Origin of the sequence: Pseudomonas sp. DSV-1, assembly GCF_035830915.1 — a bacterium.
Taxonomy (GTDB): Bacteria; Pseudomonadota; Gammaproteobacteria; order Pseudomonadales; family Pseudomonadaceae; genus Aquipseudomonas.
On the sequence record NZ_JAYMYG010000001.1, the window covers coordinates 4,338,012 to 4,364,299 of the forward strand.

Below are 26,288 nucleotides of genomic sequence, written 5' to 3' on the forward strand. Positions count from 1 at the left end.
TGCTTCGCATGATATTCACCGGCATAACTTACTACATTGCCTACAACCCTTGCAGGCTCCGTCTGTAACCCTTTGTGAAACTTTGACTACACAATATTCGTTATGCCAGATCTGTAAAGCGATTCAAAAAAAACTATCGCCCTTGTCAGAGACGCTCATCACTGGCGGAACCATCGATACCGCGGAAGCCGCGCCCCAGCAAATACTGCTCGCGGGACCTGTCTCGAGACGACGACGGCTTGCGCATCTGCACCTTGTCGAACAGCTTGCGAATGTCTTTGTGGTACTGATCGAAGCCTTCGCCTTGGAAAACTTTAATCAGAAAATCACCACCAGGACGTAGGACGCGACCAGCAAGGTCCAGTGCCAATTCGCACAGGAACATCGCCCGGGGCATATCCACAGCGGCCAATCCACTCATATTGGGGGCCATATCAGAAATCACAAGGTCTACTTGCGTATTTCCTACTGCTTCGAGGATCTGTGCCAGTACGGCGTCCTCGGTAAAGTCGCCCTTGATGAAGGTCACATCAGGAATGCTGTCCATGTCCAGGATGTCGGAAGCAATCAAACGCCCCTGACCACCGATCAGACGACTGGTCACCTGTGACCAGCCACCCGGGGCAGCACCCAGGTCAATCACTGTCATGCCGGGGCGAATGAGTCGATCGCGCTCTTGAATCTCCAGCAATTTGTAGCTGGCGCGCGAGCGATACCCGTCTTTTTGCGCCATTTTGACGTACGGGTCGTTGAAATGCTCTTTCAGCCAGTTAAGGCTAGTCTTGGAACGGGCCACGGGCCACCTCAAAAATTTTAAACGGGTCGTGATTAACTGGGCGGTCTGGGACTCGCTCGGGTAAACTGGCCGCCGCTTTTTACAAGATCAGACACAGGGGTCAGATTATGCCGCTCACTCAAGAGCAGAAGAAACAGTACAAATCCATTGGCCACCATCTGAAACCAGTTTTGACTGTGGCTGATAATGGTTTGACTGAAGGTGTTTTAGCCGAACTCGAACGCGCATTGGGCGATCACGAGCTGATTAAAATCAAAGTCAACATTCTGGATCGTGAATCCCGCCTGGAAGCCGTCGCACAAATGTGCAAGGCCGGCAAAGCGGAACTGGTACAGGTTATCGGCAAAATGGCGCTTCTGTACCGCAAGAACGTCAATGTAAACAAGCAACTGTCGAACATCCATCGCTTCAAGTGATGTCGACAAGGGTCAAGGGTGCGCCTGGCGCGCCCTGAAACTCTTCCAGGGATAAACCCGAGAGCCATGCAAGAACTGCCCGCGCAACGCATCAGGCAGCCAGAGACGCCCAACGCAACCCTTCCCGCACCTGCTACTCGCCTTTCAACTTGCAACGCTGCCAACCGGGTTCAGGCCAGCACCGCTAAAAATTCTGTGTGCAACAACCACAAGCTGCCGACCCGGAACACCCGGGCCAGCCGCCAAAGAAGTGCGCCCGCACAAGGCGGGCGCCATTCTTAGATGTGACGCACCTCAATGATCTCGTATTCAATAACACCGCCAGGTGTTTTCACCGCGACTACGTCACCCTCTTCCTTGGCAATCAAGGCACGAGCAAGTGGCGAACCCACGGAGATTTTTCCGAGCTTGAAGTCAGCTTCATCTTCACCAACGATCTGATAGACAACGCGCTCGTCAGTTTCAACGTTCGCGATCTCAACCGTGGTGCCGAAAATCACCTTGCCGGTGTGAGGAATCGCTGCCACATCAATAACCACTGCGTTTTGCAGACGGCCTTCGATGTCACGGATACGAGCCTCAGACATACCCTGGAGCTCACGAGCTGCATGGTATTCAGCATTTTCTTTCAAATCGCCCAACTCACGCGCCGTACCAATTTCCTTGCTCAGCTTCGGCCGAACAACCTTGGTCAGGTGTGCGAGTTCTTCCTCCAGGGCCTTGTGGCCCTGGACGGTCATTGGATACTTGATCATGACTTCAATCCTGCGTGTAGATCCTGCAAGCGGCGCACGGTTTTTTCAGGACCGAACTTGAGCGCTTCGCAGATCGCTTCGCCAGCAGCAATGGTCGTGGTGCAGTAGATCTTGTGCTGCAGCGCGTTGCGGCGAATGGAGTAGGAGTCAGCAATCGACTGACGACCCTCGGTAGTGTTGATGATCAAGGTAACTTCGTCATTCTTGATCATGTCGACAACGTGCGGACGACCTTCGGTCACCTTGTTCACGCGACGTACTTTCAAGCCGGCAGCTTCGATGAACTTGGCTGTGCCCGCCGTTGAAACGATCTCGAAGCCCAGGCTGATCAGGTCGCGAGCAACGCCAGCCACCAAGGGCTTGTCGTCGTCACGAACGCTGATGAAGGCAGTACCGCCAGTCGGCAGCACTTCGCTTGCACCCATCTGGGCCTTGGCAAAAGCTTCGCCGAAGGTATCGCCCACACCCATCACTTCACCGGTGGACTTCATCTCAGGGCCGAGAATCGGGTCAACACCCGGGAATTTGGCGAACGGGAAGACCGCCTCTTTCACGCTGTAGAAGTTAGGAATGATTTCTTTGGTGAAGCCGATTTCTTTCAGGGTTTTACCGGCCATCACGCGAGCTGCGATCATTGCCAGGGAAACACCGATGCACTTGGACACGAAAGGAACGGTACGCGAAGCACGCGGGTTCACTTCGATCACGTAGATATCTTCGCCCTGCAGAGCCAACTGCACGTTCATCAGGCCGACAACGCCCAATTCCAGAGCCATCTTCTTGACCTGCTCGCGCATCTCGTCCTGGATGTGCAGCGGCAGCGAGTACGGCGGCAGCGAACATGCAGAGTCACCTGAGTGAACACCCGCCTGCTCGATGTGCTGCATGATCGCGCCGATCACTACATCAGTACCGTCGCAGACAGCATCCACGTCCATTTCGATGGCACAGTTGAGGAAGTGGTCCAGCAGCACAGGGCTGTCGTTGGACACTTTCACCGCGTCGCGCAGGTAGCGCTTGAGCTCTTCTTCTTCGTAAACGATTTCCATCGCACGGCCGCCCAAAACGTAGGACGGACGAACAACCAGCGGGTAACCGATCTTGCCAGCGGCGCGAATCGCTTCGTCTTCGCTGCGCACAGTGGCGTTTGGCGGCTGACGCAGGTTCAGGCGCTCAACCATCTGCTGGAAACGCTCGCGGTCTTCTGCACGGTCGATGGCGTCAGGGCTGGTACCGATGATCGGTACGCCGGCTTCTTCCAGGGCGCGGGCCAGTTTCAGCGGGGTTTGGCCGCCGTACTGGACGATCACGCCTTTTGGCTTCTCGACCCGCACGATTTCCAGGACGTCTTCGAGGGTTACGGATTCAAAGTACAGACGATCCGAAGTGTCGTAGTCGGTGGAAACGGTTTCCGGGTTGCAGTTGACCATGATGGTCTCGTAACCGTCTGCACGCAGCGCCAGAGCGGCGTGAACGCAGCAATAGTCGAACTCGATACCTTGGCCGATACGGTTCGGGCCACCGCCCAGGATCATGATCTTGTCACGATCCGAAGGGTTGGCTTCGCACTCTTCCTCGTAGGTGGAGTACATGTAAGCGGTGTCGGTGGCGAACTCGGCGGCGCAGGTGTCAACGCGCTTGTAGACCGGGAACACTTCCAGCTTGTGACGGTGACGACGCAGGTTTTTCTCGGTGACACCCAGCAGTACGGCCAGGCGCGCATCGGAGAAGCCCTTGCGCTTGAGGCGATACATGGCATCACGGTCAATCGAGGACAGCGCCATGGTCTTGATCTTTTCTTCGTCCTTGATCAGATCTTCGATCTGCACCAGGAACCAAGGGTCAATCATGTTCATGCCGAAGATATCTTCGACGGTCATGCCTGCGCGGAACGCGTCAGCCACGTACCAGATACGCTCGGCGCCCGGCACGGTCAGTTCGCGCTTGAGCACGGCCATGCTTTCCGGGTTGCTCAGGTCCAGCTTTGGATCAAGACCGCTTACACCCACTTCCAGACCGCGAAGGGCCTTTTGCAGGGATTCCTGGAAAGTCCGGCCGATAGCCATGACTTCACCCACAGATTTCATCTGCGTGGTCAAACGAGCGTCAGCCTTGGCGAACTTCTCGAAAGCAAAGCGCGGCAGCTTGGTCACAACGTAGTCGATGGACGGCTCGAAGGACGCAGGAGTAGCGCCGCCGGTGATTTCGTTTTGCAGTTCGTCCAGGGTGTAGCCGATCGCCAACTTGGCAGCGATACGTGCAATCGGGAAACCGGTCGCTTTCGATGCCAGGGCCGAGGAACGCGATACACGCGGGTTCATCTCGATCACAACCATACGGCCGGTGTCCGGGCAAATACCGAACTGAACGTTGGAACCGCCGGTTTCAACGCCGATCTCACGCAGTACCGCCAGGGAGGCGTTACGCATGATCTGGTATTCCTTGTCCGTCAGGGTTTGTGCCGGAGCAACGGTGATCGAGTCACCGGTGTGCACGCCCATCGGGTCAAAGTTTTCAATCGAGCACACGATGATGCAGTTGTCCTTCTTATCGCGGACAACCTCCATCTCGTACTCTTTCCAGCCGATCAGGGATTCGTCGATCAGCAGCTCTTTGGTTGGCGACAGGTCCAGGCCGCGAGCGCAGATTTCTTCGAACTCTTCACGGTTGTAAGCAATACCGCCACCGGTGCCGCCCATGGTGAAGGACGGACGGATGATGCACGGGAAGCCCAGCTTTTCGAGAACCGCATTAGCCTCTTCCATGCTGTGAGCGATACCGGAACGCGGGCAGTCAAGACCGATGGACTTCATCGCCTTGTCGAAACGCGAACGGTCTTCAGCCTTGTCGATGGTGTCGGCATTGGCGCCGATCATCTCTACGCCGAACTTCTCCAGAACGCCTTCGCGCTCCAGATCCAGTGCGCAGTTCAGAGCAGTCTGGCCGCCCATGGTTGGGAGCAGTGCGTCCGGACGCTCTTTTTCGATGATCTTGGCAACGGTCTGCCATTTGATCGGCTCGATGTAGGTGGCGTCGGCCATGTCCGGGTCGGTCATGATGGTGGCCGGGTTGGAGTTCACCAGGATGACGCGATAACCCTCTTCGCGCAGGGCTTTACAGGCCTGGGCGCCGGAGTAGTCGAATTCACAGGCCTGGCCGATAACAATCGGGCCAGCGCCGAGAATCAGGATGCTTTTTATGTCTGTACGTTTTGGCATGGGTTTGTCACTCAAATCCGCAGGTCAGTCGGCAAGCTGTCAATCAGGCTTCTGAAGCGCCCTGGGGGCCACCGAAGGTCGGGGCCGCCACAGGGCGCTGCAGCAGGGAGCTGATCAGCGGCGCTTGGCCATCTCATTGATGAAGCGATCGAACAGCGGCGCAACGTCGTTCGGGCCAGGGCTTGCTTCAGGGTGACCCTGGAAGCTGAAAGCGCTCTTGTCGGTCAGCTCGATACCTTGCAGCGTGCCGTCGAACAGCGACTTGTGAATGGCGCGCACGTTGGCTGGCAAGGTTGCTTCGTCTACCGCAAAACCGTGGTTCTGGCTGGTGATCATCACAACACCTGTGTCCAGATCCTGGACCGGGTGGTTAGCGCCGTGGTGGCCATGACCCATTTTCACGGTCTTGGCGCCCGAGGCCAGAGCCAGCAGCTGGTGACCGAGGCAGATACCAAACACCGGAATCTCGGTATTCAGAACTTCCTTGATGGCCGTGATCGCGTAGTCGCAAGGCTCAGGATCGCCAGGACCGTTGGACAGGAACACGCCATCAGGGTTGAGTGCCAGTACATCGCTGGCCGGGGTCTGAGCAGGAACCACCGTAACGCGGCAGCCGCGCTCAACCAGCATGCGCAGGATGTTCCATTTTACGCCGTAGTCGTACGCGACCACGTGGTAAGGCAGCTCGCTGGCTTCGATAGTCGGGTGACTGTCAGTGGCCAGGTTCCAGACGCTGGAGCGCCACTCGTAGGCTTTTTCGGTGCTGACGACTTTCGCCAGATCCATGCCTTTCAGGCCCGGGAAGCCGCGAGCAGCTGCAATTGCAGCCTCGTCAGAAATATTGTCGCCCGCCATGATGCAACCGTTCTGCGCGCCTTTCTCACGCAGGATGCGCGTCAGGCGGCGAGTGTCGATACCGGCGATGGCTACAACATTGTTGGCTTTCAGGTAGTCGGCCAGCGACATGGTGTTGCGCCAGTTGCTTGCAACCAGCGGTAGATCACGGATTACCAGACCTGCGGACCAGACACGATCAGACTCGGCGTCTTCCGGGGTAGTACCGGTATTGCCAACATGCGGGTAAGTCAGGGTCACGATTTGCTGAGCGTAGGAAGGATCCGTCAGGATCTCCTGGTAGCCAGTCATTGCGGTGTTAAACACCACCTCACCAACGGTTTGACCGTCGGCCCCAATGGCTTCGCCGCGAAAAATGCTGCCATCAGCGAGGGCGAGTATGGCTTGCTTAGTCAAGAAGACCTCCCGTAAATAAAGCCTGAAAGGGCGATCGCAGGTTGTAAAAAAGCGGAGTGACGTATGGACACGTCACCCCGCTTCTTCATCGAATTATCTGCGCGCTTTTAGTGGACACACTAAAGCTGTAGCTTACAGAAAAAGGCTTTTTTGGTCTACCGCTAAAGAGTCTAAAAGACAGGAGAATGCGACAGGAAATCGCTTAGCGGTTAAAAATCGGGCTGCTGGCGCGCCAACAGCCCGATTTTACAGAGATAACTCAACGCAGGTCGAGCACATCCTGCATGTCATACACGCCGGGCTCTCGCCCTTCCAGCCACAAAGCAGCACGAACGGCACCCTTGGCAAAGGTCATGCGACTGGATGCCTTGTGGGTAATCTCGAGACGCTCGCCTTCAGTGGCAAACAGCACCGTATGATCACCCACCACATCACCGCCGCGCACAGTGGCAAAACCGATGGTTTCACGGTCACGAGCACCGGTATGGCCTTCACGGCCATATACCGCAACCTTTTGCAGATCGCGGCCCAGCGCATCGGCAATCACCTCACCCATGCGCATCGCCGTTCCCGAAGGAGCGTCGACCTTGTGCCGATGGTGCGCCTCGATGATTTCGATATCCGCCTCATCACCCATCACCCGCGCCGCCATATCCAGCAACTTGAATGACAGATTGACCCCGACACTGAAGTTGGAAGCAAAGACAATCGCAATGTCCTGACCCGCTTCGACCAACAGCTGTTTTTGCGCCGCACTCAAGCCCGTGGTGCCAATCACCATGGCCTTGCCCAGCTTGCGACACACCGCCAGATTGCCCAGCATCACTTCAGGCAAAGTGAAATCGATGAGCACATCAAAATCAGCAGCGACCTCCTGCAGGCTGGCCGACAACGGCACATCAATTCGCCCGACAGAAGCCAGCTCGCCGGCATCAGCCCCCACCAGGGAACTGCCCGGACGAACGATTGCCGCCGTCAGCCCGCACAGTGGCGAGCGCTGCTGCACCGCATCGATCAATGTCTTGCCCATGCGCCCGGCAGCGCCCATCACAGCTATACGTCGCATCTACCGCTCCTTACAGGTCGCCGAAAAAACGCTTCACGCCTTCAAACCAGCCCGTGGCGTTTGGGGAATGGCAGCTATCGCCTTCCAGCGTGGTACGGAACTCTTCCATCAGTTCACGCTGACGACGACTCAACTTGACTGGAGTTTCAACTACAACGCGGCACATCAGATCGCCTGCACCACCGCCACGCACCGGAGCAACGCCCTTGCCACGCAAGCGGAACTGCTTGCCAGTCTGAGTACCTTCAGGGACTTTCAACTTGACCCGACCATCCAGCGTTGGCACTTCAAGCTCTGCGCCCAATGCGGCATCAGCCACGCTGATCGGCACTTCACAGAACAAATGCTTGCCGTCGCGCTGGAAAATCGCGTGCTCGCGCACATCGATCACTACATACAGATCGCCAGTCGGCCCACCCTGTACACCCGCCTCGCCTTCGCCCGACAGACGAATGCGATCGCCGGTATCAACGCCCGCAGGGACTTTCACGGAAAGGGTTTTGTATTCTTCTACACGGCCTTCGCCACGGCAGCTGTCACACGGATCAGAGATGACCTTGCCTTGACCATGGCAACGCGGGCAAGTCTGCTGAACAGCGAAGAAACCCTGCTGCATGCGCACCTGACCAATACCGCCACAGGTTGTACAGGTCACAGGCGAAGAGCCCTTCTTGGCGCCCGAGCCGTCACATGGCTTGCAGTTGACCAGCGTCGGAACGCGGATATTGACCGTGGTACCGCGCACGGCCTCTTCCAGATCCAGCTCCAGCGTGTAGCGCAAATCACTGCCACGCTGAGCGCCGCCCCGGGAGCCGCCACGGCCACCACCAAAGAAATCGCTGAACACATCGCCAAAAATATCGGAGAAGTTCTGGCCGCCAAAACCAGCACCGCCGCCACCCATTTGCGGATCAACACCGGCATGGCCGTATTGATCGTAGGCCGCACGCTTGCTGGAGTCCGACAGAACTTCGTAAGCTTCGTTAGCTTCCTTGAACAGTTCTTCCGAGGCCTTGTCATCCGGATTGCGGTCCGGGTGATGCTTCATCGCCAGTCGGCGATAAGCTTTTTTCAGTTCGATCTCAGTCGTAGTGCGTTCAACACCCAATATTTCGTAATAGTCGCGCTTTGCCATAATTCTTTGCACTCTCAAGGACGTTCGACAAAACCCTCCCGAGCCTCGCCAAACCCGCCAAGCCCGAAAAGGATCAGACCCGACTCACGTCTTTTCAACGATATTGGTTTCTGTTTAACAGCCAATGCATTGGCCGACAGGAGCGGTTACCTCTGGCCGGAAAACAAGAAAGATCCAGACCAAACCGCCAGCATTCGACCTTGTCGCATGCTGTAAAAATTCCTTTACTCCAGACACGCCAACGCGGGAGCAAGCTCCCGCGCGGCGACATCCTACCAGTCACCGCTAAAGCGCGGTCAACTGGCCGACAAACAAGCTGATTACTTGTTGTCTTTTACTTCTTCGAACTCAGCGTCGACAACGTCGTCCGCTTTTTCAGCCGAATCAGCTGGCTTGGCCGCTGCGTCTGCCGGGTTCGCTTGCTCGGCGTACATTTTCTGTGCAACCGGAGCAGACACCTTGGACAGCTCTTCAACCTTGGCTTCGATAGCAGCCTTGTCGTCGCCTTTAACAGCAGCTTCAAGTGCAACTACAGCAGCTTCGATTGCAGCTTTCTCTTCCTCGGTTACTTTGTCGCCAGCATCGACGATCATTTTGCGAGTCGAGTGAACCAGTGCATCGCCCTGGTTACGTGCAGCTGCCAGCTCTTCGAACTTGCGATCTTCCTCAGCATTGATCTCGGCATCACGAACCATCTGAGCGATTTCTTCCTCGGACAGACCCGAGTTAGCCTTGATCACGATGGACTGAGACTTGCCAGTCGCCTTGTCTTTTGCACTTACGTGCAGGATGCCGTTGGCATCGATGTCGAAGGTTACTTCGATCTGAGGCACGCCACGTGGAGCTGGTGGAATGTCGGCCAGGTCGAACTTGCCCAACGACTTGTTCTGTGCGGCTTGCTTACGCTCACCTTGCAGTACGTGAATGGTCACAGCGCCCTGGTTATCGTCAGCAGTCGAGAACACTTGCGATTTCTTGGTAGGAATCGTGGTGTTTTTCTCGATCAGAGCAGTCATTACACCGCCCATGGTTTCGATACCCAGAGTCAGCGGGCTCACGTCCAGCAACAGAACGTCTTTAACATCACCGGCCAATACCGCGCCCTGGATGGCAGCACCCATTGCAACAGCTTCGTCCGGGTTCACGTCTTTACGTGCTTCCTTGCCGAAGAACTCGGTTACCAGCTTCTGTACCAGCGGCATACGAGTCTGACCACCGACCAAGATCACGTCGTTGATCGCGCCAACGTCGATACCAGCGTCTTTCAGAGCAATGCGGCAAGGCTCGATGGTGCGCTGAACCAGGTCTTCAACCAGCGATTCCAGCTTGGCGCGGGAAATCTTCACGTTCAAGTGCTTAGGACCGGTGGCATCTGCAGTGATGTAAGGCAGATTCACGTCAGTCGACTGGCTCGAAGACAGTTCGATCTTGGCTTTTTCAGCAGCTTCTTTCAGACGCTGCATCGCCAGCGGGTCACCTTTGAGGTTCATGCCGCTTTCTTTCTTGAACTCGTCAACCAGGTAGTCGATCAGACGGATGTCAAAGTCTTCACCACCCAGGAACGTGTCACCGTTGGTTGCCAGCACTTCAAACTGGTGCTCGCCATCAACTTCGGCAATTTCAATGACCGACACGTCGAAAGTACCGCCACCCAAGTCATAAACGATGACAGTGTGGTCGCCCTTCGCTTTGTCCATACCGTAAGCCAGAGCAGCTGCGGTTGGTTCGTTGATGATGCGTTTAACGTCCAGACCCGCGATACGGCCGGCGTCTTTGGTTGCCTGACGCTGGCTGTCGTTGAAGTAGGCCGGAACGGTAATGACCGCTTCAGTCACTGGCTCGCCGAGGTAGTCTTCGGCGGTTTTCTTCATTTTCTTCAGAATTTCAGCCGAAATCTGTGGCGGAGCCATTTTCTGGCCGTTCACTTCAACCCAAGCGTCGCCGTTGTCAGCCTTGGCGATCTTGTACGGAACCATCTGAATGTCTTTCTGTACGACTTCTTCGTCAAAGCGACGACCGATCAGACGCTTCACCGCGTACAGGGTGTTATGCGGATTGGTCACTGCCTGACGCTTGGCCGACTGGCCAACCAGAATTTCGCCATCATTGGCGTACGCAACGATCGACGGCGTAGTGCGCGCGCCTTCTGCGTTTTCGATAACTTTTGCTTTACCGTTTTCCAGAACCGAAACACACGAGTTGGTGGTCCCGAGGTCAATACCGATAATTCTGCCCATGTTTACTCTCCCTAAATTTGAATTTTGTTGCCGCAGCAGTAATGACCAACTGCGGCATTGCTTAACGCTTGACTTCTAAATGGGGGCCTTGCGGCCGATTTCAAGCCTTTTCGTCAATCGATGGCGAAACCGGCGCTGGCGCCTTGCTGACTACGACCATAGCCGGGCGCAGCAAGCGACCATTGAGCTGATAACCCTTTTGAAACACCTTGAGCACACTGTTTGGCTCCAGGTCAGCACTTTCCTGCATTGCCATCGCCTGATGATGCTCGGCATTGAAGGGCTCGCCGTGCGGGTCGATCGCTTCCAGCTGATAACGCTTCAGGGTGTCCTGGAACATTTTCAGGGTCAGTTCGATCCCTTCGCGCATCGGACGAATGTTTTCATCGTCCGGGCTGGACAGCTCAAGACCGCGCTCCAGACTGTCGATCACCGGCAACAGGTCGCCAGCGAACTTCTCCAGCGCAAACTTGTGAGCCTTCTCAACATCCTGCTCAGCGCGGCGGCGAACGTTCTGCAGATCGGCAGCTACGCGCAGAGCCTGATCATTAGCGGCTGCCAGCTGCTCTTCAAGCACCTGCACACGGGCTGCCAAATCTTCACCTGCTACATCGGCGGCCTGGTTGGCGTCCTGGTTCTGCGTATCCATAGTCTGTTCGTCTGCCATAGATTTCTCCTTTCAAACTTCGTCCGCGAGCTCGACTCGCGCTTCTGCCAAGGTATATGGGGTCGCAATTCTCAGGTTCAAGAGCCTGAAAACCAGAAAATAGATGTTAGAGCCCCCTGGCGTTACCTGCAAAAAAACAAAATCGAGCTAAAAAATCCAAAAAAACAAGCAAATCGAACTAAGCACAGCCATTGTCAGCACGAAACAAAACACTGTATAAATAACCAGACATTACGTTTTGGAGCAGCTCCTATGCTGGTGCACCTGTCCGTACACAACTACGCCATCGTTGAACATCTCGATCTCGAACTGGATCGCGGGATGAGTGTAATCACTGGCGAGACCGGTGCCGGCAAATCGATCATGCTCGACGCCCTGGGCCTCACACTAGGGGACCGCGCAGACAGCGGTGTTGTCCGCCCGGGAGCCGACAAGGCCGATATCCTGGCCACGTTCGACCTGCAAGACATACCAGAAGCCCGGGCCTGGCTTGCCGAGCGCGATCTGGAAGGTGAAGGCCCGTGCATCTTGCGCCGAGTCATTACTGCCGAAGGCCGCTCGCGCAGCTACATCAACGGCACCCCCTGCCCCCAAGGCGACCTCAAGGCCCTGGGCGAGCTGCTGATTGATATCCACAGCCAGCACGAGCACCAGTCGCTGCTCAAACCCGATACCCACCGCCGCCTGCTCGACGAGTTCGCCGGCGCCACCGACCTTGCCCGCCAGGTGCAATTGGCCGCGCAACGCTGGCGCCAGACCAGGCAAGAGCTTGAACACCTGTCCAACTCCGGCGATGAACAGCGCTCGCGCCATCAACTGCTCAGCTACCAGCTCGAAGAACTTGAAACCCTTTCCCTGGGCGAGAACGAACTGGAAGAACTGGAACAGGAACACAAAAACCTGACCAACGCCGAAACCTTGCTGACCATATGCCGCCAGGTGGTGGAGCAATGCAGCGAAAGCGACTCAGGCAACGTGCTCAATGCCCTGACGGTGAGCCTCAATCGCCTTTCAAGCATCAACAACAACTCGGGCTCACTGGGCGAAGCCACCGATCTGCTGGCCAGCGCACAAATTCAAGTCGAAGAAGCCGTGGGCGAACTCAATCGCTTTATCGACCATTTTGATGCTGATCCAGGCCGACTGCAGTACCTGGAAGAAAGGCTCGACACCATCTATACACTGGCGCGCAAACACCGCGTGCAACCCACCGAAGTGGCTGCCTTGCAGCAAAAACTGCTGGATGAACTCGAAACCCTCAACGCCAACGACGAGAACATCGAACGCCTGGCCAATGAGCTGACGTCCTATTCCCGCCACTATCATGAGTGCGCACGCGAACTCAGCAACTTGCGCAGCCAGGCTGCAACGCGCCTGAGCAGTGCCGTTGAAGAAGAAATACAGCGTCTTGGCATGCCCGGTGGCCGTTTCGTGATTGAACTGCGCCCACAGAGCAGCAATGACCCTATGCCTCAAGGCCTGGAGCAGGTCGAACTGCTCGTAAGTGCCAACCCCGGCCAGCCACTCAAGGCATTGGCCAAAGTTGCCTCTGGCGGTGAGCTGTCACGTATCAGCCTGGCCATCCAGGTAATTACCGCTCAAACATCCCGCGTACCCACTCTGGTATTCGACGAAGTGGATGTCGGGATTGGCGGCCCGACGGCCGAAATCGTGGGGCAACTGCTACGCCGCCTTGGCGAGCGAGGCCAGGTACTGACAGTCACTCACTTGCCGCAAGTGGCTGCCCAATGTCATCAACACCTTTTTGTACACAAGGTCCGCGAGAGCGATACCACCCGTACTGCCGTGGCCAAACTGAGCAAAAAAGAGCGCGTAGAAGAAGTTGCACGCATGCTCGGCGGTGTCGACCTGACCAAAGAATCCTTGGCCCACGCCAAAAAAATGGTCGTCACTGCAAAGAATCTGGCGGCTTAACGACGAACGGTTATCAAAAGACCGATATCAGAAAGCACGAAGGCGGCCCTAGGGCCGCCTTCGATCGTTTCGCGAACCGTAGCTCGCGTGACATGCTTACTTGGACTTCTTGCGCACGTACAGCACCAAGTTGTGATCCACCAACTCAACACCGTGCTTGGCTGCAATGGCGTGCTGCAGTTTTTCGATGTCTTCGTCGAAAAACTCGATCACTTCACCGCTGTCCACGTTGACCATATGGTCGTGGTGGCCGCCGTCAGCATCAGCCAATTCAAAGACCGCATGACCGCCATCAAAGTTATGGCGAATCACCAGCCCGGCTGACTCGAACTGGGTCAGCACACGGTAAACCGTGGCCAGACCGACGTCCTCGCCTGCTTGCATAAGTGCCTTGTAAACGTCCTCGGCGCTCATGTGACGCTGCTCTGCAGAGTCAAGCATCTGTAGAATTTTGACTCGTGGCAGAGTCACCTTAAGTCCGGCCTTACGTAGTTCGCTATTTTCAACCATGGTTAGCTTTCTCGCGGAAGCGGCTTCGCAGCTTCTCTTAATACGGGTATGATCGGCGTTTACGTTGTCCCAGCCAAGATAGTGGAAGTCGCCCACCGATGCAAAACACCAAGCTCTTGCTAACCAGTTTCACCTTTGTGGGACTGCTCGCACTCGCCGGTTGTTCATTCCCCGGGGTTTACAAAATCGACATCCAACAGGGCAATGTCGTCACGCAGGACATGATAAACCAGTTACGCCCGGGAATGACCCGTCGGCAAGTGCGGTTTATCATGGGCAACGCCCTGCTGACCGATACATTCCACCCTGATCGCTGGGATTACCTGTATAGCCTGCAGCCCGGCGGCGGTGAACGCCAACAGGAACGCGTCAGCGTGTTCTTCAACCAAAATGACCAGCTCGTAAGCTTGTCAGGCGACTTCAAGCCTGGTGTAAGCCGCGACGAAGCCATTCTCGGCAAAACCGGCGGCACAAACGTGACCGAACCGGCCACTGAAGCTCCAGTCGAGAAGAGCGAAGTTCCAGCCAAGCCTGGTTCGTTGCTTGATCAAATCCAGAAGGACGTAGACGGTGTTGAAACCGTACCGGTTCCTACGCCAGAACCTCTGGACACAACCGAACAATAAGCGTTCGGCACAAAAAAGCCCGGTATGCCGGGCTTTTTGTTGCCTGCCATAAAGAGCTCACTGCTGACTCAGACGCTTGGCCTCGGCAGCTTTAGCCGCACGCTGACGCCGAATTTCTTTAGGGTCGGCCAGCAGCGGGCGATACATCTCAATGCGATCGCCCGCCTGCAACACCCGGGTTTCAGGCTCTGCGACCTGCTTGCCGAATATCCCCACCGGGCAATTCGCCAGATCGAGTTCGGGAAACTCACGCCCCATGCCCGACGCCAAAACCGCAGCCCGCAAGGTCGTACCCTGGGGTACAACCACAGTCAGCAGGCACTGACGATCAACAGCGGCATACACCACCTCTACGTCAATCATGAGCTCAGCCATACAACTGCTTGGCACGCTGACAGAATGCATCCACCAGCGTGTTGGCCGCCTGATTGAACAAAGGCCCCAGGGTCGCCTTGACGATAGCCCCGGCGTAATCGAAGGTCATGTCCAGGCTGATCTTGCAGGCCTTCTCACCCAACGGTTTGAACACCCACATGCCGTGCAGCTTGGTAAACGGGCCTTCTTCCAGGTTCATTTCAATGGATTGACCCGGCACCAGCGTATTGCAGGTCACGAAGTGCTGGCTCAGGCCGCCCTTCGCCACACCCAGGCTGGCGCGCATCAGCACCTCAGTGCTTTCCAGGATTTCGGCAGACGAACACCACGGCAAAAATTGCGGGTAACTCGCAACATCATTCACTAGGTCATAAAGAGCCTGGGCTGGATAAGGCAACAAAGCGGAGCGTTGGATATGGGTAGTCATGTCAGTGTTACTTCCACAGCTGGGCGGCAAACACAATCAGAATGCCGAGTGGCGCCACATAGCGCATCAAAAAAAGAGTCAGGGCGAACAACACCGGGCTACGCATCGACAACTCGTCGCGAACCGCACCGCGCCCCATGATCCAGCCTGCAAAGACCACAAAGCACAGCCCGCCCAAAGGCAACATGATACGCGAGGTGAAGAAATCGACGACACCAAAGAAGTCCAGGCCGCTTGCAGCGCCCCATTGATAGAGGTGAAAACCCGAGTCTTCACTCACGAAAAACTTGGCCTGTTTCCAGATATTGAACGAAAACACCGTGCCCAGCCCAACAAACCAGCAACTGAACGCCAGCCAGAACGTGACCCACAAGCGTCGAACCTTGGTCCGTTCCACCAGATAAGCCACCATCGGCTCAAGCAATGAAATGGCTGAGCTCCAGGCGGCCACTGCCACCAGAACGAAAAACACCACGCCCATCAACTGACCAAACGCCACATTGCCGAAGGCAAAAGGCAAGGTCACAAACATCAACCCCGGCCCTTCGCCAGGGTTAAGTCCCGACGCGAAGACAATTGGAAACAATGCCAGCCCGGCGAGCAATGAGACAAACGTGTCGATCAGGGCGACCCCCACGACAGTTCCGGAAATCGATACGTTCTTCGGCATATACGCGCCGTAAATCATGATCGAGCCCACGCCCACACTCAGCGAAAAGAAGGCATGTCCCATCGCCGCCAGCAAACCATCGAGCACGCGATCAGGGTTGAAGTCGAACATGAAATGCACGCCCTGCATAAAGTGCCCTGTGGTCATGCTGTAACCCAGCAACACCAGCAGCAGCACAAACAGCAACGGCATCATGATCTTCAGGCTGCGCTCAAGCCCCGCCACCACGCCTTTGGCAATCACATACGCCGACAACAACATAAACGCGGTGTGCCAGAAAGTGAGCCTCCAGGGATTGGAAATCACGCCACCAAAGTACTCACCGACCTGAGCGGCCGTCGCGCCCTGAAAATCACCCTTGCCCATATTAATGATGTAATCCAGCGACCAACCGCCCACCACGCTATAGAAAGATAAAATCAGCAGCGCCGTAATCATCCCGGCAAAAGCCCCCCACGACCAACGCCCCGAGTGCCCGGCCTCTACCGCCAACACCTTCAAGGCATTCGCCGGACTAAGCCGCGCACGCCGCCCGATCAGGGTTTCAGCCAACATGACCGGCACACCAATCAGCGCGATGCAGACCAAAAACACCAATACAAATGCGCCGCCGCCATAGACGCCAACCATATAGGGAAATTTCCAGATACTGCCCAAACCCACGGCAGAACCGGTCGCAGCGAAAATAAAGACCCAACGGCTTGCCCAACTGCCGTGGACAGAAACCTTGTCTGTCGACATCGTTACTACGCCCAACCACTAAAAAAAGAGGGCGCATTGTCCGGGAATCAACCTACGTGCTCAAGCACGCAGGTGCCCGTAGCCGACACGCTCGCAACTGCCTATAATGCCGGCCCTATGGCTAAACAGAAGAAACACCCTACAGGGACCATCGCGCAGAATAAAAAAGCGCGACACGATTACTTCATCGAACATCGGTTCGAGGCTGGTCTGGTCCTGGCCGGCTGGGAAGTAAAAAGTCTGCGTGCAGGCAAGGCACAACTGGTCGACAGTTATGTGCTGCTCAAGGATGGTGAAGCATGGTTGCTCGGCAGCCATATTTCACCCCTGACGACTGCCAGCACCCACGTCATCGCCGACCCGACGCGCAGCCGCAAACTGCTGCTTAACCAGCGCGAGCTGGAAAAGCTGTTTGCCGCAGTGCAGCAGAAGGGTTACGCCTGCGTCTGCCTCTCGCTTTACTGGAGCAAGCACTTGATCAAGTGCGAAATTGCCCTGGGTAAAGGCAAGAAGGAATACGACAAGCGTCATACCGAGCGCGAGCGTGATTCTGACCGCGAGTTGCAGCGCGCAGTGCGCAACAAGGGCAAGGAAGACTAGCTCTTTCACCCTTGCTCTTGTGGGAGCGGGCTTGCTCGCGATGCAGGCGATACGGTCTTTCAGTAGAACCGCATCGATGCAATCGCGAGCAAGCCCGCTCCCACAAGTTTTGCCTTAACCTTTACAACCCATTACGCCGCTCGGCCCGCGCCATGCGCTGCACTTCCTGACGCACTTCTTCCAGTACCTCCTGCACGTACACCAAATGGCGGCTCGCCACTTCCCGGGCGTCCTCCGCCCTGCCCTCGATAATCGCCAGGTACAACTCGCGGTGCTGACTGATCAGCATGTCGCGCGTTTCGCTGCGCTGCTTGTACATCCCGCCAATGTTAGTCACCACGTTGCGCTTGAGCAGATCGAACAGCCCGCGAATCGTGTGCAACAACACCGCGTTATGGCTCGCCTCAGCGATAGCCAGATGGAAGCTCGCATCCGCCTCTCCCTCTTCCGAGCGACTGACCTCATCAACCCGCGCATAACAATCCTGCAATCGTTCAAACGCCAGCCGTAGTCGCTCGCGATCCATCTCGGTGGCTCTGGATGCGGCGTAAAAAGCGCACGAAGCCTCAAGGGTGTGACGAAACTCAAGCAGATCGCGCTGTGCTTCGGGGTTGCTTTCGAGCAGTTGCAGCAAGGGATCGCTGAACGTCGAGCCCAGCGATGTCGCCACATAATTGCCGCCTCCCTGGCGACTGACCAGCAGCCCCTTGGCCGACAATTTCTGGATCGCCTCACGCAACGACGGGCGCGACACGCCAAACTGTTCCGCCAGCGCACGTTCGGCGGGCAAACGCTCACCCGACTTCAGCGTGCCCTCAAGGATCATCCCCTCAAGTTGCTCGACAATATCGTCCGACAAACGGCGCTGACGAATCTGATCAAACCCCATAACTGCTCTCCACCCTCCCGACCACGCGCCGGGGGCCGCTATTCTCGCTGATTAGCGCCACTCACACACCCACCAGAACACCGCCTGAAACCCCGGGCAGATGCCCCGACGACGAGCACCTCGACTAAAGATTGTGAGGCGGCAAATTGACACATGCCACATAAGGCTTTTAACCTAGCCAACAGCGACTGTAAATTGGTAATACCAATATACCAAATGCAATCGTAGCATCAACCAATAACAATTAGGGGCCACCCCATATGCAAACCTGGCAACAGCTCTACAGTCCGCTCGGCAGCCTCGGCCTGTCCGCTCTCGCGGCCGTTATCCCGATCGTATTCTTCTTCCTGGCCCTGGCCGTGTTCCGCCTCAAAGGTCACGTCGCAGGCAGCATTACCCTGGGCCTGTCGATTCTGGTGGCCATCTTCGCCTTCCAGATGCCTGTCGACATGGCCTTCGCAGCAGCGGGCTATGGATTTGCCTATGGCCTTTGGCCGATTGCCTGGATCATCGTTGCCGCGGTGTTCCTCTACAAATTGACCGTCAAGAGCGGCCAGTTTGAAATCATCCGCAGTTCCGTACTGTCGATCACTGACGATCAGCGCCTGCAAGTGCTGCTGATCGGCTTCTGCTTCGGTGCATTCCTTGAAGGTGCAGCCGGTTTCGGTGCCCCGGTAGCGATTACTGCCGCACTGCTCGTAGGCCTGGGTTTCAACCCTCTGTACGCAGCAGGCCTGTGCCTGATCGCCAACACCGCGCCGGTGGCCTTTGGCGCCCTGGGCATCCCGATCATCGTTGCAGGCCAGGTGACCGGCATCGACGCCTTCAAGATCGGCGCCATGGCTGGCCGTCAGCTGCCATTGCTGTCGCTGTTCGTACCGTTCTGGCTCGTCTTCATGATGGATGGCCTGCGCGGCGTGCGTGAAACCTGGCCCGCAGCCCTGGTGGCCGGCTTGAGCTTCGCCATCACCCAGTACTACACCTCGAACTACATTGGCCCGGAACTTCCGGACATCACCTCGGCCCTCGCCAGCCTGGTCAGCCTGACGCTGTTCCTGAAAGTGTGGCAACCAAAACGCACCGCAGGCGCTCAGATCGCTGGCGTTTCGTCGGACGTAACCGTCACCGCCAGTGCAGGTGGTTTCGGCAAGCCGACCAACCTGATGGCTTCGCCTTACAGCCTGATGCAGATCCTCAAGGCGTGGTCGCCGTTCCTGATCCTGACCGTGCTGGTCACCATCTGGACCCTCAAACCGTTCAAGGCCATGTTCTCCGCCGGTGGTTCGATGTACGGCTGGGTATTCAACTTCGCGATCCCGCACCTTGATCAACTGGTGATCAAGACTGCACCGATCGTCAACGCACCGACAGCCATTGCAGCCGTATTCAAACTTGACCCGATTTCAGCCACTGGCACCGCGATCTTCTTCTCCGCGCTGATCTCGATGCTGATCCTGAAAATCGACATCAAGACTGGTCTTACCACTTTAAAAGAGACCCTCTACGAACTCCGCTGGCCGATCCTGTCCATCGGTATGGTGCTAGCCTTTGCCTTCGTTACCAACTACTCGGGCATGTCTTCCACTATGGCCCTGGTGCTGGCAGGTACGGGCGCGGCATTCCCGTTCTTCTCGCCATTCCTTGGCTGGCTGGGCGTGTTCCTGACCGGTTCCGACACCTCGTCCAACGCCCTGTTCAGCTCGCTGCAAGCCACTACCGCGCACCAGATCGGCGTCAGCGACACCCTGATGGTTGCCGCCAATACCAGCGGTGGTGTGACCGGCAAAATGATTTCCCCGCAATCGATCGCAGTGGCATGTGCCGCGACCGGTCTGGTGGGTAAAGAGTCTGACCTGTTCCGCTTCACCCTCAAGCACAGCCTGTTCTTCGCCACCATCGTTGGCCTGATCACGCTGGCCCAGGCGTACTGGCTCACCGGCATGCTGGTGCACTAATACACGCTATGGTTACTGCACATTAATGGCGCCCGGGCACAGCCCCGGCGTCAGTAATTCACTACCCGGTCCACCTCGGTGGACACATAACCGGGACCACCCGGAGACGCCTGATGAGCGAGCTTTTCTACAATGCCGTGCCGAATGCGACCCGCGTCGCCCCACCCCTGCCAACTCCTCGCCAATACCCTGCGCATAAACCGCGCAAGGTCTATCTGTTCGGCACCTGCGTAGTCGATCTGTTCTTCCCCGAAGCCGGGATGGACGCCATCCATCTGATCGAGCGCGAAGGTATCGAAGTCGATTACCCGCAAGGTCAAAGCTGCTGCGGACAACCGGCCTACACCTCGGGCTACACCGACCAGGCACGGGAGGTGGCACGTTCACAGCTGGCCCTGTTTGCTGAAGATTACCCGGTGGTCGTGCCGTCCGGCTCCTGCGCCGGCATGCTGCGCGAGCACTACGAAGACCTGTTCAAAGACGAGCCCGAAACCTTGAAAAAGGTTCACGCACTGGCTGATCGCACCTTTGAGCTCACTGAATTTTTGCTGTTTGTGTGCAAGGTCCAATTCCAGGACCACGGCGCCCCGGTCAAGGTCGCGCTGCACACCTCATGCTCCGCACGCCGCGAAATGAACACCCACCTGCACGGCCGCGAAATGCTCGCGCAACTGAGCAATGTGGAACGCATCGACCACAGCCACGAAAGTGAATGCTGCGGTTTTGGTGGGACATTCAGCGTACGCATGCCGGATATTTCCGGCGCAATGGTCGCCGACAAGACCCGCTCCCTGATTGAAACCGGCGCGCATCAAGTGCTCACCGCCGACTGCGGCTGCCTGATGAACATCAACGGCTCGCTGGAAAAACAGAAACAAGCCCTGCGCGGCCAGCATCTGGCCAGTTTCCTGTGGCAGCGCACTGGAGGTGAGCAATGAACGCCAGCACCCTGATTCCCACCGTCGCGGTTGAAGAAGACTTCCGCGAGCGCGCTCACGAAGCCCTGGGTGACAAGCAACTGCGAAACAACTTTCGCAGTGCAATGGATTCCCTGATGACAAAACGCGCCGTGGCCTTCAGCGACGCCCACGAGCGCGAACACTTGCGCGCACTGGGCAACGCCATCCGCGCCCGTGCCCTCTCCAAACTGCCCGACCTGCTGGAACGACTGGAAGCCAACCTGACCCGAAACGGGGTGCAGGTGCATTGGGCCGAAACCGTCGAGCAGGCTAACGAAATCGTCATGTCCATCGCTCGCCGCCGCGACGCCAAACAGGTGATCAAAGGCAAGTCGATGGTCAGCGAAGAGATGGAAATGAACCACGTGCTCGGCGCCCAGGGGATTGAATGCCTTGAGTCCGACATGGGTGAGTACATCGTTCAACTGGACAACGAAAAACCGTCCCACATCATCATGCCCGCGATCCACAAAAACGCAGGGCAAGTGGCCGACCTGTTTCACGAAAAGCTTGGCGTGGAATACACCAAAGACGTCGACCAACTGATCCAGATCGGTCGAAGGGTACTGCGGCAAAAATTCTTCGAAGCTGATATCGGCGTGTCGGGGGTCAACTTCGCCGTCGCCGAAACCGGCACCTTGCTGCTGGTGGAAAACGAAGGCAACGGCCGAATGTCGACCACCGTGCCACCCGTGCACATTGCAGTCACCGGTATCGAGAAAGTCGTCGAAAACCTGCGCGACGTTGTACCACTGGTGTCGCTGCTGACCCGTTCTGCACTGGGCCAGCCGATCACCACCTACGTCAACATGATCTCCGGCCCGCGCAAACCCGGCGAGCTGGACGGCCCTGAAGAAGTGCACCTGGTACTGCTCGACAACGGCCGCAGCCAGGCGTTTGCCGACAGTGAACTGCGCCAGACCCTGAACTGCATTCGCTGCGGTGCCTGCATGAACCACTGCCCGGTTTACACCCGCATTGGTGGCCATGCCTACGGTGAGGTCTACCCGGGTCCTATAGGCGCAATCATCACCCCGCATATGGTTGGCCTGGCCAAAGTTCCAGACCACCCGAGCGCATCGTCGCTGTGCGGTGCCTGTGGCGAAGTGTGTCCGGTAAAAATTCCGATCCCGGCATTGCTGCGACGCCTGCGCGAAGAGAACGTCAAAGCGCCCGATACCTCTCCCCGCATCATGCGCGGCCAGGGCAGCAAGTATTCACGCAAGGAACGTCTGATCTGGAACATGTGGGCCAAGCTCAACAGCTCACCCGCCCTGTACCGCGTATTCCTCAAGGCCGCCACCCGCCTGCGCGGGCTTACGCCGAGCAATGTCGGCCCGTGGACGCAAAACCACAGCGCCCCCAAACCCGCTGCCCGTTCACTGCACGACATGGCCCGCGAACATTTGGCGAAAAAGTCGGGAGACCAGTGATGAGCGCTAAACAGAATATCCTCAACAAACTGCGCAAAAGTCTGACTGGCACCACACCGGTGCCTGACAACTTCGACGAAGTGCTGGTGACAGAGCCCTGGACCTATACCCCGGAGCAACGCATCCCACAGCTGCGCAAATTGATGGAAGCCGTACACACCGAAATCCACCTCAGCACTGAGCAAGACTGGCCAGCGCTGCTGGCGCAATTGGTCACCGACCGTCAATTGCCCAGCTTGCTGATTGCGCCGACTACAGCCCACGGGCAGAAAGTAACCGCGCACTGGGCACAAAACCCTGCGTTGCCAACGCTCAAGGCCTACGATCGCCCGGTGGAAGAGTGGAAGGCCGAACTGTTCAACGACACCCCGGCCAGTTTCACCACCACCCTGGGGGCGATTGCCGCCACCGGCAGCCTGATCATGTGGCCTACCCGTGAAGAACCCCGGCTGATGAGCCTTGTACCACCGGTGCACTTTGCATTGCTCAAGGCCAGTGAAATCCGTGACAACTTCTATCAGGTGCAGCGCGAGATGAACTGGTCAGCGGGCATGCCGACCAATGCATTGCTGGTGTCCGGTCCGTCGAAAACCGCGGATATCGAACAAATCCTCGCCTACGGCGCCCACGGTCCGAAAGACCTGATCGTGTTGATTCTGGAGGATGCATGAGTCTGCCCGCCGCATTTGTGCGTGATGCCGAACGGCTGATACCGCAAGACCGCCGCTTCAACGATCCACTCTCCACCCTGGCTTTCGGCACTGACGCGAGCTTTTATCGGCTGATTCCCAAGCTGGTGATTCGGGTTGAGTCCGAAGACGAAGTCGTCGAACTGCTGAATCTTGCCCGGCGCGATCAAGTGTCGGTGACCTTCCGCGCCGCGGGCACCAGCTTGTCAGGCCAGGCCATCAGCGACTCGGTGCTGATCGTGCTGGGGGATAACTGGAACGCCAGGGAAATTCGCGACCAGGGCATGCAAATCCGCCTGCAACCCGGCGTCATCGGCGCGCAGGCCAACGCCTGGCTGGCCCCGTTCGGACGCAAGATCGGCCCCGACCCGGCCTCGATCAACGCCTGCAAAATTGGCGGCATCGTCGCCAATAACGCCAGCGGCATGTGCTGCGGCACCGCGCAAAACACCTACCACACACTGGCTGGCCTGCGCGTGGTATTGGCCGACGGCACCCGGGTCGACACCGAAGATGCGACCAACATCGCCGCCTTTCGCCAAAGCCACGCCCCCCTGCTCGAACAACTTGGGACTTTAGCTCGCGAGACCCGCGCCAACACTGAACTGGCTGCCAAAATCCGGCATAAATACCGTCTGAAAAACACCACAGGACTGTCGCTTAACGCCCTGGTAGATTTCGATGACCCGCTGGACATCCTCAGCCACCTGCTGGTGGGCAGCGAAGGCACCCTGGGCTTTATCAGCGCAGTGACCTACGACACCGTGATCGACCACCCGAGCAAGGCTTCGGCGCTGATCGTGTTCCCGGACGTTGAAACCTGCTGCAACGCTGTCACCGTGCTCAAGAGCCAGCCCGTCTCCGCCGTAGAACTGCTGGACCGCCGCAGCTTGCGCTCGGTACAGGACAAGCCGGGCATGCCCGCTTTCGTACAACAGCTGTCGGCCAATGCCTGCGCCCTACTGATCGAGTCTCGCGCAGCAACTCAGACGTTGCTGCACGAGCAACTGGGGCAAATCATGGCCTCGCTGTCGACCTTCCCGGTCGAGAAACAGATCGACTTCACCGAAGACCCCGCCGAGAACGCCAAGCTGTGGGCCATCCGCAAGGACACCTTCCCGGCAGTCGGTGCGGTGCGTAAAACCGGCACCACGGTCATCATCGAAGACGTGACCTTTCCGGTCGAACAACTGGCGATCGGCGTCAACCGCCTGATCGAACTGTTCGACGAGCACCACTACGACGAAGCGATCCTCTTCGGCCACGCGCTTGAGGGCAACCTGCACTTCGTCTTCACCCAGGGTTTCAATAATCCTGAAGAAGTGGCGCGTTACCAGGCCTTTATGGATGACGTGGCGCAACTGGTAGCCGTGGAGTTCGGCGGCTCGCTCAAGGCCGAACACGGTACGGGCCGCAACATGGCACCCTTTGTCGAGCTGGAATGGGGCAGCGACGCCTACCAGTTGATGTGGGCACTCAAGCGATTGCTCGACCCGCAGGGCATTCTCAACCCGGACGTGGTGCTCAGCGAAGACCCGCACATCCACCTCAAACACCTCAAGCCGATGCCCGCCGCAGACGAGATTGTGGATAAGTGCATCGAATGCGGTTTCTGCGAGCCGGTGTGCCCGTCCAAGGGACTGACCCTCAGCCCCCGCCAGCGAATTGTCATCTGGCGTGACATCCAGGCTAAAAAGCGCGCAGGCATCGACACCACCGAACTGGAAAAAGCCTACGCCTATCAGGGCATTGATACCTGCGCAGCGACAGGGTTGTGCGCGCAACGTTGCCCGGTTGGCATCAACACCGGCGAACTGGTGAAAAAACTGCGTGCCCGCACAGCCCATAGCGTGAAAACCGCCGACTGGCTGGGCAATCATTTTGCAACCACGTTGCAAGGCGCACGCTTCACCCTGCATGTGGCCAATGGCGCACGCATGATGCTGGGGGCGCCGCGCCTGGGGAAAATTTCGGCAGCACTGACCAAAGCCAGCAAGGGCCGCGTGCCGTTGTGGACCAACGCCATGCCCCAGCCGGAGCGCGCAATCCGCTTTAGCCCGCCAGTCAATGATGAGCGGCCACGGGTCGTGTATCTGGCCGCCTGCGTCTCGCGGGTCATGGGCCCGGCAGCAGGCGACAGCGAACAAATGTCGCTGCTGGACAAAACCCGCGGCCTGCTGGAAAAGGCTGGCTACCAGGTGGTATTCCCCGACAACATGGACAGCCTGTGCTGCGGCCAGCCGTTTGCGTCCAAGGGTTACAACGAACAAGCCGAGCACAAGCGTCAAGAACTGATCGGGGCATTGCTGCACGCCAGCCGTGGCGGGCTTGATCCGATCTACTGCGACACCAGCCCGTGCACCTTGCGTCTGGTGCAGGATCTGGGCGAAACCCGCCTGGACCTGTACGACCCCGTTCGATTTATTCGCACCCACCTTGTGGATAAGTTGAGTTTCACCCCGCAAACCGCACCGATAGCCGTGCATGTCACCTGCAGCACCCAGCACCTGGGCGAAGGCCAGGCACTGATCGACATTGCACGCCTGTGCAGCACCCACGTAGTGATCCCGGAAGGCATTCACTGCTGCGGCTTTGCTGGCGACAAAGGCTTCACCACGCCGGAGCTGAACGCTTACTCGCTGCGCACCTTGAAAGACGCAGTGCAGCAGTGCAGCGAAGGGATTTCGACCAGCCGCACCTGTGAAATTGGCCTGAGCCAGCATGGCGGGATTGATTACCACGGCCTGGTTTATCTGGTGGACCGCGTCACCCGCGCCCAGGCCTGAAAATGTGGGAGCGGGCTTGCTCGCGATGGCATCTGCGCGATCAGGCAGAATCACCGCGCCATCTGCATCGCGAGCAAGCTCACTCCCACCAAAAACAATCGACACCTGCGCCCGTTTTCGAACGCAAAAAATCTCGCCAAATACAGGCAGAA

Annotated in this window: 22 protein-coding genes; 9 read left to right on the forward strand and 13 right to left on the reverse strand. The window is 57.4% G+C overall.

The features are described 5' to 3' along the window. Positions 1–145: 145 nt before the first annotated feature. Positions 146–796 (reverse strand): 23S rRNA (uridine(2552)-2'-O)-methyltransferase RlmE, encoded by a 651-nt coding sequence (rlmE, locus tag VSQ83_RS20345; RefSeq protein ID WP_019825907.1) that lies wholly within the window; start codon positions 794–796, stop codon positions 146–148. Positions 797–903: 107 nt separating this feature from the next. Here rlmE and yhbY point away from each other — a divergent pair, with 107 nt between their 5' ends. Then, a complete protein-coding gene (yhbY, locus tag VSQ83_RS20350) occupies positions 904–1,212 on the forward strand; it encodes a ribosome assembly RNA-binding protein YhbY (RefSeq protein ID WP_019825905.1) in 309 nt (102 codons plus the stop codon). Positions 1,213–1,490: 278 nt separating this feature from the next. On the opposite strand, the gene greA is transcribed toward yhbY, so the two are convergent. From greA to grpE, 7 genes are all read right to left on the reverse strand, one after another. Continuing rightward, positions 1,491–1,967, reverse strand: coding sequence for a transcription elongation factor GreA (greA, locus tag VSQ83_RS20355; protein WP_019825904.1), 477 nt, complete (start codon positions 1,965–1,967; stop codon positions 1,491–1,493). Beyond that, positions 1,964–5,185 carry a carbamoyl-phosphate synthase large subunit gene (gene carB, locus VSQ83_RS20360; RefSeq protein WP_019825902.1) on the reverse strand — a complete coding sequence of 1,074 codons (3,222 nt, stop codon included), beginning with the start codon at positions 5,183–5,185 and terminating at the stop codon, positions 1,964–1,966. The genes greA and carB overlap by 4 nt, the downstream gene beginning before the upstream one ends. A gap of 114 nt (positions 5,186–5,299) precedes the next feature. Next, positions 5,300–6,436 (reverse strand): glutamine-hydrolyzing carbamoyl-phosphate synthase small subunit, encoded by a 1,137-nt coding sequence (carA, locus tag VSQ83_RS20365; RefSeq protein WP_133078306.1) that lies wholly within the window; start codon positions 6,434–6,436, stop codon positions 5,300–5,302. A 259-nt stretch (positions 6,437–6,695) separates the two neighbouring features. Continuing rightward, positions 6,696–7,502, reverse strand: a complete 807-nt coding sequence (gene dapB, locus VSQ83_RS20370; protein ID WP_219262436.1) for a 4-hydroxy-tetrahydrodipicolinate reductase — start codon at positions 7,500–7,502, stop codon at positions 6,696–6,698. Positions 7,503–7,512: 10 nt separating this feature from the next. Continuing rightward, positions 7,513–8,637 (reverse strand): molecular chaperone DnaJ, encoded by a 1,125-nt coding sequence (gene dnaJ / locus VSQ83_RS20375; protein WP_019825896.1) that lies wholly within the window; start codon positions 8,635–8,637, stop codon positions 7,513–7,515. 320 nt (positions 8,638–8,957) lie between these two features. Further along, a complete protein-coding gene (dnaK, locus tag VSQ83_RS20380; protein ID WP_019825894.1) occupies positions 8,958–10,874 on the reverse strand; it encodes a molecular chaperone DnaK in 1,917 nt (638 codons plus the stop codon). A 100-nt stretch (positions 10,875–10,974) separates the two neighbouring features. Then, positions 10,975–11,541 (reverse strand): nucleotide exchange factor GrpE, encoded by a 567-nt coding sequence (gene grpE, locus VSQ83_RS20385; RefSeq protein WP_133078309.1) that lies wholly within the window; start codon positions 11,539–11,541, stop codon positions 10,975–10,977. Positions 11,542–11,793: 252 nt separating this feature from the next. Here grpE and recN point away from each other — a divergent pair, with 252 nt between their 5' ends. Then, positions 11,794–13,476: a DNA repair protein RecN gene (gene recN / locus VSQ83_RS20390; protein WP_326397331.1), complete on the forward strand. Its 1,683-nt coding sequence runs from the start codon at positions 11,794–11,796 to the stop codon at positions 13,474–13,476. A 96-nt stretch (positions 13,477–13,572) separates the two neighbouring features. Here the strand turns inward: recN and fur are convergent, their stop codons facing one another. Continuing rightward, complete coding sequence (gene fur / locus VSQ83_RS20395; RefSeq protein WP_019825889.1) at positions 13,573–13,986, reverse strand: ferric iron uptake transcriptional regulator; 414 nt, start codon at positions 13,984–13,986, stop codon at positions 13,573–13,575. 98 nt (positions 13,987–14,084) lie between these two features. On the opposite strand from fur, the gene VSQ83_RS20400 reads away from it, so the two are divergent. Next, on the forward strand, positions 14,085–14,612 hold the full coding sequence (locus VSQ83_RS20400) for an outer membrane protein assembly factor BamE (protein ID WP_048352541.1): 528 nt from the start codon (positions 14,085–14,087) through the stop codon (positions 14,610–14,612). 57 nt (positions 14,613–14,669) lie between these two features. On the opposite strand, the gene VSQ83_RS20405 is transcribed toward VSQ83_RS20400, so the two are convergent. Genes VSQ83_RS20405 through VSQ83_RS20415 form a run of 3 tightly spaced genes read right to left on the reverse strand, consistent with a single transcriptional unit; the run spans position 14,670 to position 16,825 of the window. Continuing rightward, the gene (locus tag VSQ83_RS20405; protein ID WP_219262434.1) at positions 14,670–14,987 is read right to left on the reverse strand and encodes an RnfH family protein; all 318 of its coding nucleotides are present in this window, start codon (positions 14,985–14,987) and stop codon (positions 14,670–14,672) included. Continuing rightward, positions 14,980–15,414, reverse strand: coding sequence for a type II toxin-antitoxin system RatA family toxin (locus VSQ83_RS20410; RefSeq protein ID WP_019825884.1), 435 nt, complete (start codon positions 15,412–15,414; stop codon positions 14,980–14,982). Before VSQ83_RS20410 ends, VSQ83_RS20405 begins: the two co-directional genes overlap by 8 nt. Before the next feature lie 7 nt (positions 15,415–15,421). Continuing rightward, the gene (locus VSQ83_RS20415) at positions 15,422–16,825 is read right to left on the reverse strand and encodes a sodium-dependent transporter (RefSeq protein ID WP_326427389.1); all 1,404 of its coding nucleotides are present in this window, start codon (positions 16,823–16,825) and stop codon (positions 15,422–15,424) included. A 117-nt stretch (positions 16,826–16,942) separates the two neighbouring features. Here VSQ83_RS20415 and smpB point away from each other — a divergent pair, with 117 nt between their 5' ends. Continuing rightward, positions 16,943–17,425, forward strand: a complete 483-nt coding sequence (gene smpB / locus VSQ83_RS20420) for an SsrA-binding protein SmpB (RefSeq protein ID WP_048362119.1) — start codon at positions 16,943–16,945, stop codon at positions 17,423–17,425. Positions 17,426–17,546: 121 nt separating this feature from the next. Here the strand turns inward: smpB and VSQ83_RS20425 are convergent, their stop codons facing one another. Next, positions 17,547–18,314: a GntR family transcriptional regulator gene (locus tag VSQ83_RS20425; RefSeq protein WP_133078313.1), complete on the reverse strand. Its 768-nt coding sequence runs from the start codon at positions 18,312–18,314 to the stop codon at positions 17,547–17,549. 260 nt (positions 18,315–18,574) lie between these two features. On the opposite strand from VSQ83_RS20425, the gene VSQ83_RS20430 reads away from it, so the two are divergent. The 5 genes from VSQ83_RS20430 to VSQ83_RS20450 all read left to right on the forward strand — a co-directional run bounded on the left by VSQ83_RS20430 (position 18,575) and on the right by VSQ83_RS20450 (position 26,136). Beyond that, a complete protein-coding gene (locus tag VSQ83_RS20430; RefSeq protein ID WP_133078314.1) occupies positions 18,575–20,269 on the forward strand; it encodes a lactate permease LctP family transporter in 1,695 nt (564 codons plus the stop codon). A gap of 113 nt (positions 20,270–20,382) precedes the next feature. Further along, complete coding sequence (locus VSQ83_RS20435) at positions 20,383–21,207, forward strand: heterodisulfide reductase-related iron-sulfur binding cluster (protein WP_133078315.1); 825 nt, start codon at positions 20,383–20,385, stop codon at positions 21,205–21,207. Continuing rightward, the gene (locus VSQ83_RS20440; protein ID WP_219262430.1) at positions 21,204–22,661 is read left to right on the forward strand and encodes a LutB/LldF family L-lactate oxidation iron-sulfur protein; all 1,458 of its coding nucleotides are present in this window, start codon (positions 21,204–21,206) and stop codon (positions 22,659–22,661) included. Before VSQ83_RS20435 ends, VSQ83_RS20440 begins: the two co-directional genes overlap by 4 nt. Further along, positions 22,661–23,332 (forward strand): LutC/YkgG family protein, encoded by a 672-nt coding sequence (locus VSQ83_RS20445; RefSeq protein WP_219262429.1) that lies wholly within the window; start codon positions 22,661–22,663, stop codon positions 23,330–23,332. Before VSQ83_RS20440 ends, VSQ83_RS20445 begins: the two co-directional genes overlap by 1 nt. Further along, positions 23,329–26,136, forward strand: coding sequence for an FAD-binding and (Fe-S)-binding domain-containing protein (locus tag VSQ83_RS20450; RefSeq protein ID WP_326427391.1), 2,808 nt, complete (start codon positions 23,329–23,331; stop codon positions 26,134–26,136). The genes VSQ83_RS20445 and VSQ83_RS20450 overlap by 4 nt, the downstream gene beginning before the upstream one ends. Positions 26,137–26,288 lie beyond the last annotated feature (152 nt).

What these genes read in the sequence shown, in the direction of transcription:
- yhbY (WP_019825905.1), top strand. Translation starts at nt 904, where the DNA reads ATGCCGCTCACTCAAGAGCAGAAGAAACAGTACAAATCCATTGGCCAC.
- greA (WP_019825904.1), bottom strand. Translation starts at nt 1,967, where the DNA reads ATGATCAAGTATCCAATGACCGTCCAGGGCCACAAGGCCCTGGAGGAA.
- carB (WP_019825902.1), bottom strand. Translation starts at nt 5,185, where the DNA reads ATGCCAAAACGTACAGACATAAAAAGCATCCTGATTCTCGGCGCTGGC.
- dapB (WP_219262436.1), bottom strand. Translation starts at nt 7,502, where the DNA reads ATGCGACGTATAGCTGTGATGGGCGCTGCCGGGCGCATGGGCAAGACA.
- dnaJ (WP_019825896.1), bottom strand. Translation starts at nt 8,637, where the DNA reads ATGGCAAAGCGCGACTATTACGAAATATTGGGTGTTGAACGCACTACG.
- dnaK (WP_019825894.1), bottom strand. Translation starts at nt 10,874, where the DNA reads ATGGGCAGAATTATCGGTATTGACCTCGGGACCACCAACTCGTGTGTT.
- grpE (WP_133078309.1), bottom strand. Translation starts at nt 11,541, where the DNA reads ATGGCAGACGAACAGACTATGGATACGCAGAACCAGGACGCCAACCAG.
- recN (WP_326397331.1), top strand. Translation starts at nt 11,794, where the DNA reads ATGCTGGTGCACCTGTCCGTACACAACTACGCCATCGTTGAACATCTC.
- fur (WP_019825889.1), bottom strand. Translation starts at nt 13,986, where the DNA reads ATGGTTGAAAATAGCGAACTACGTAAGGCCGGACTTAAGGTGACTCTG.
- VSQ83_RS20400 (WP_048352541.1), top strand. Translation starts at nt 14,085, where the DNA reads ATGCAAAACACCAAGCTCTTGCTAACCAGTTTCACCTTTGTGGGACTG.
- VSQ83_RS20405 (WP_219262434.1), bottom strand. Translation starts at nt 14,987, where the DNA reads ATGGCTGAGCTCATGATTGACGTAGAGGTGGTGTATGCCGCTGTTGAT.
- VSQ83_RS20410 (WP_019825884.1), bottom strand. Translation starts at nt 15,414, where the DNA reads ATGACTACCCATATCCAACGCTCCGCTTTGTTGCCTTATCCAGCCCAG.
- VSQ83_RS20415 (WP_326427389.1), bottom strand. Translation starts at nt 16,825, where the DNA reads ATGTCGACAGACAAGGTTTCTGTCCACGGCAGTTGGGCAAGCCGTTGG.
- smpB (WP_048362119.1), top strand. Translation starts at nt 16,943, where the DNA reads ATGGCTAAACAGAAGAAACACCCTACAGGGACCATCGCGCAGAATAAA.
- VSQ83_RS20425 (WP_133078313.1), bottom strand. Translation starts at nt 18,314, where the DNA reads ATGGGGTTTGATCAGATTCGTCAGCGCCGTTTGTCGGACGATATTGTC.
- VSQ83_RS20430 (WP_133078314.1), top strand. Translation starts at nt 18,575, where the DNA reads ATGCAAACCTGGCAACAGCTCTACAGTCCGCTCGGCAGCCTCGGCCTG.
- VSQ83_RS20435 (WP_133078315.1), top strand. Translation starts at nt 20,383, where the DNA reads ATGAGCGAGCTTTTCTACAATGCCGTGCCGAATGCGACCCGCGTCGCC.
- VSQ83_RS20440 (WP_219262430.1), top strand. Translation starts at nt 21,204, where the DNA reads ATGAACGCCAGCACCCTGATTCCCACCGTCGCGGTTGAAGAAGACTTC.
- VSQ83_RS20445 (WP_219262429.1), top strand. Translation starts at nt 22,661, where the DNA reads ATGAGCGCTAAACAGAATATCCTCAACAAACTGCGCAAAAGTCTGACT.
- VSQ83_RS20450 (WP_326427391.1), top strand. Translation starts at nt 23,329, where the DNA reads ATGAGTCTGCCCGCCGCATTTGTGCGTGATGCCGAACGGCTGATACCG.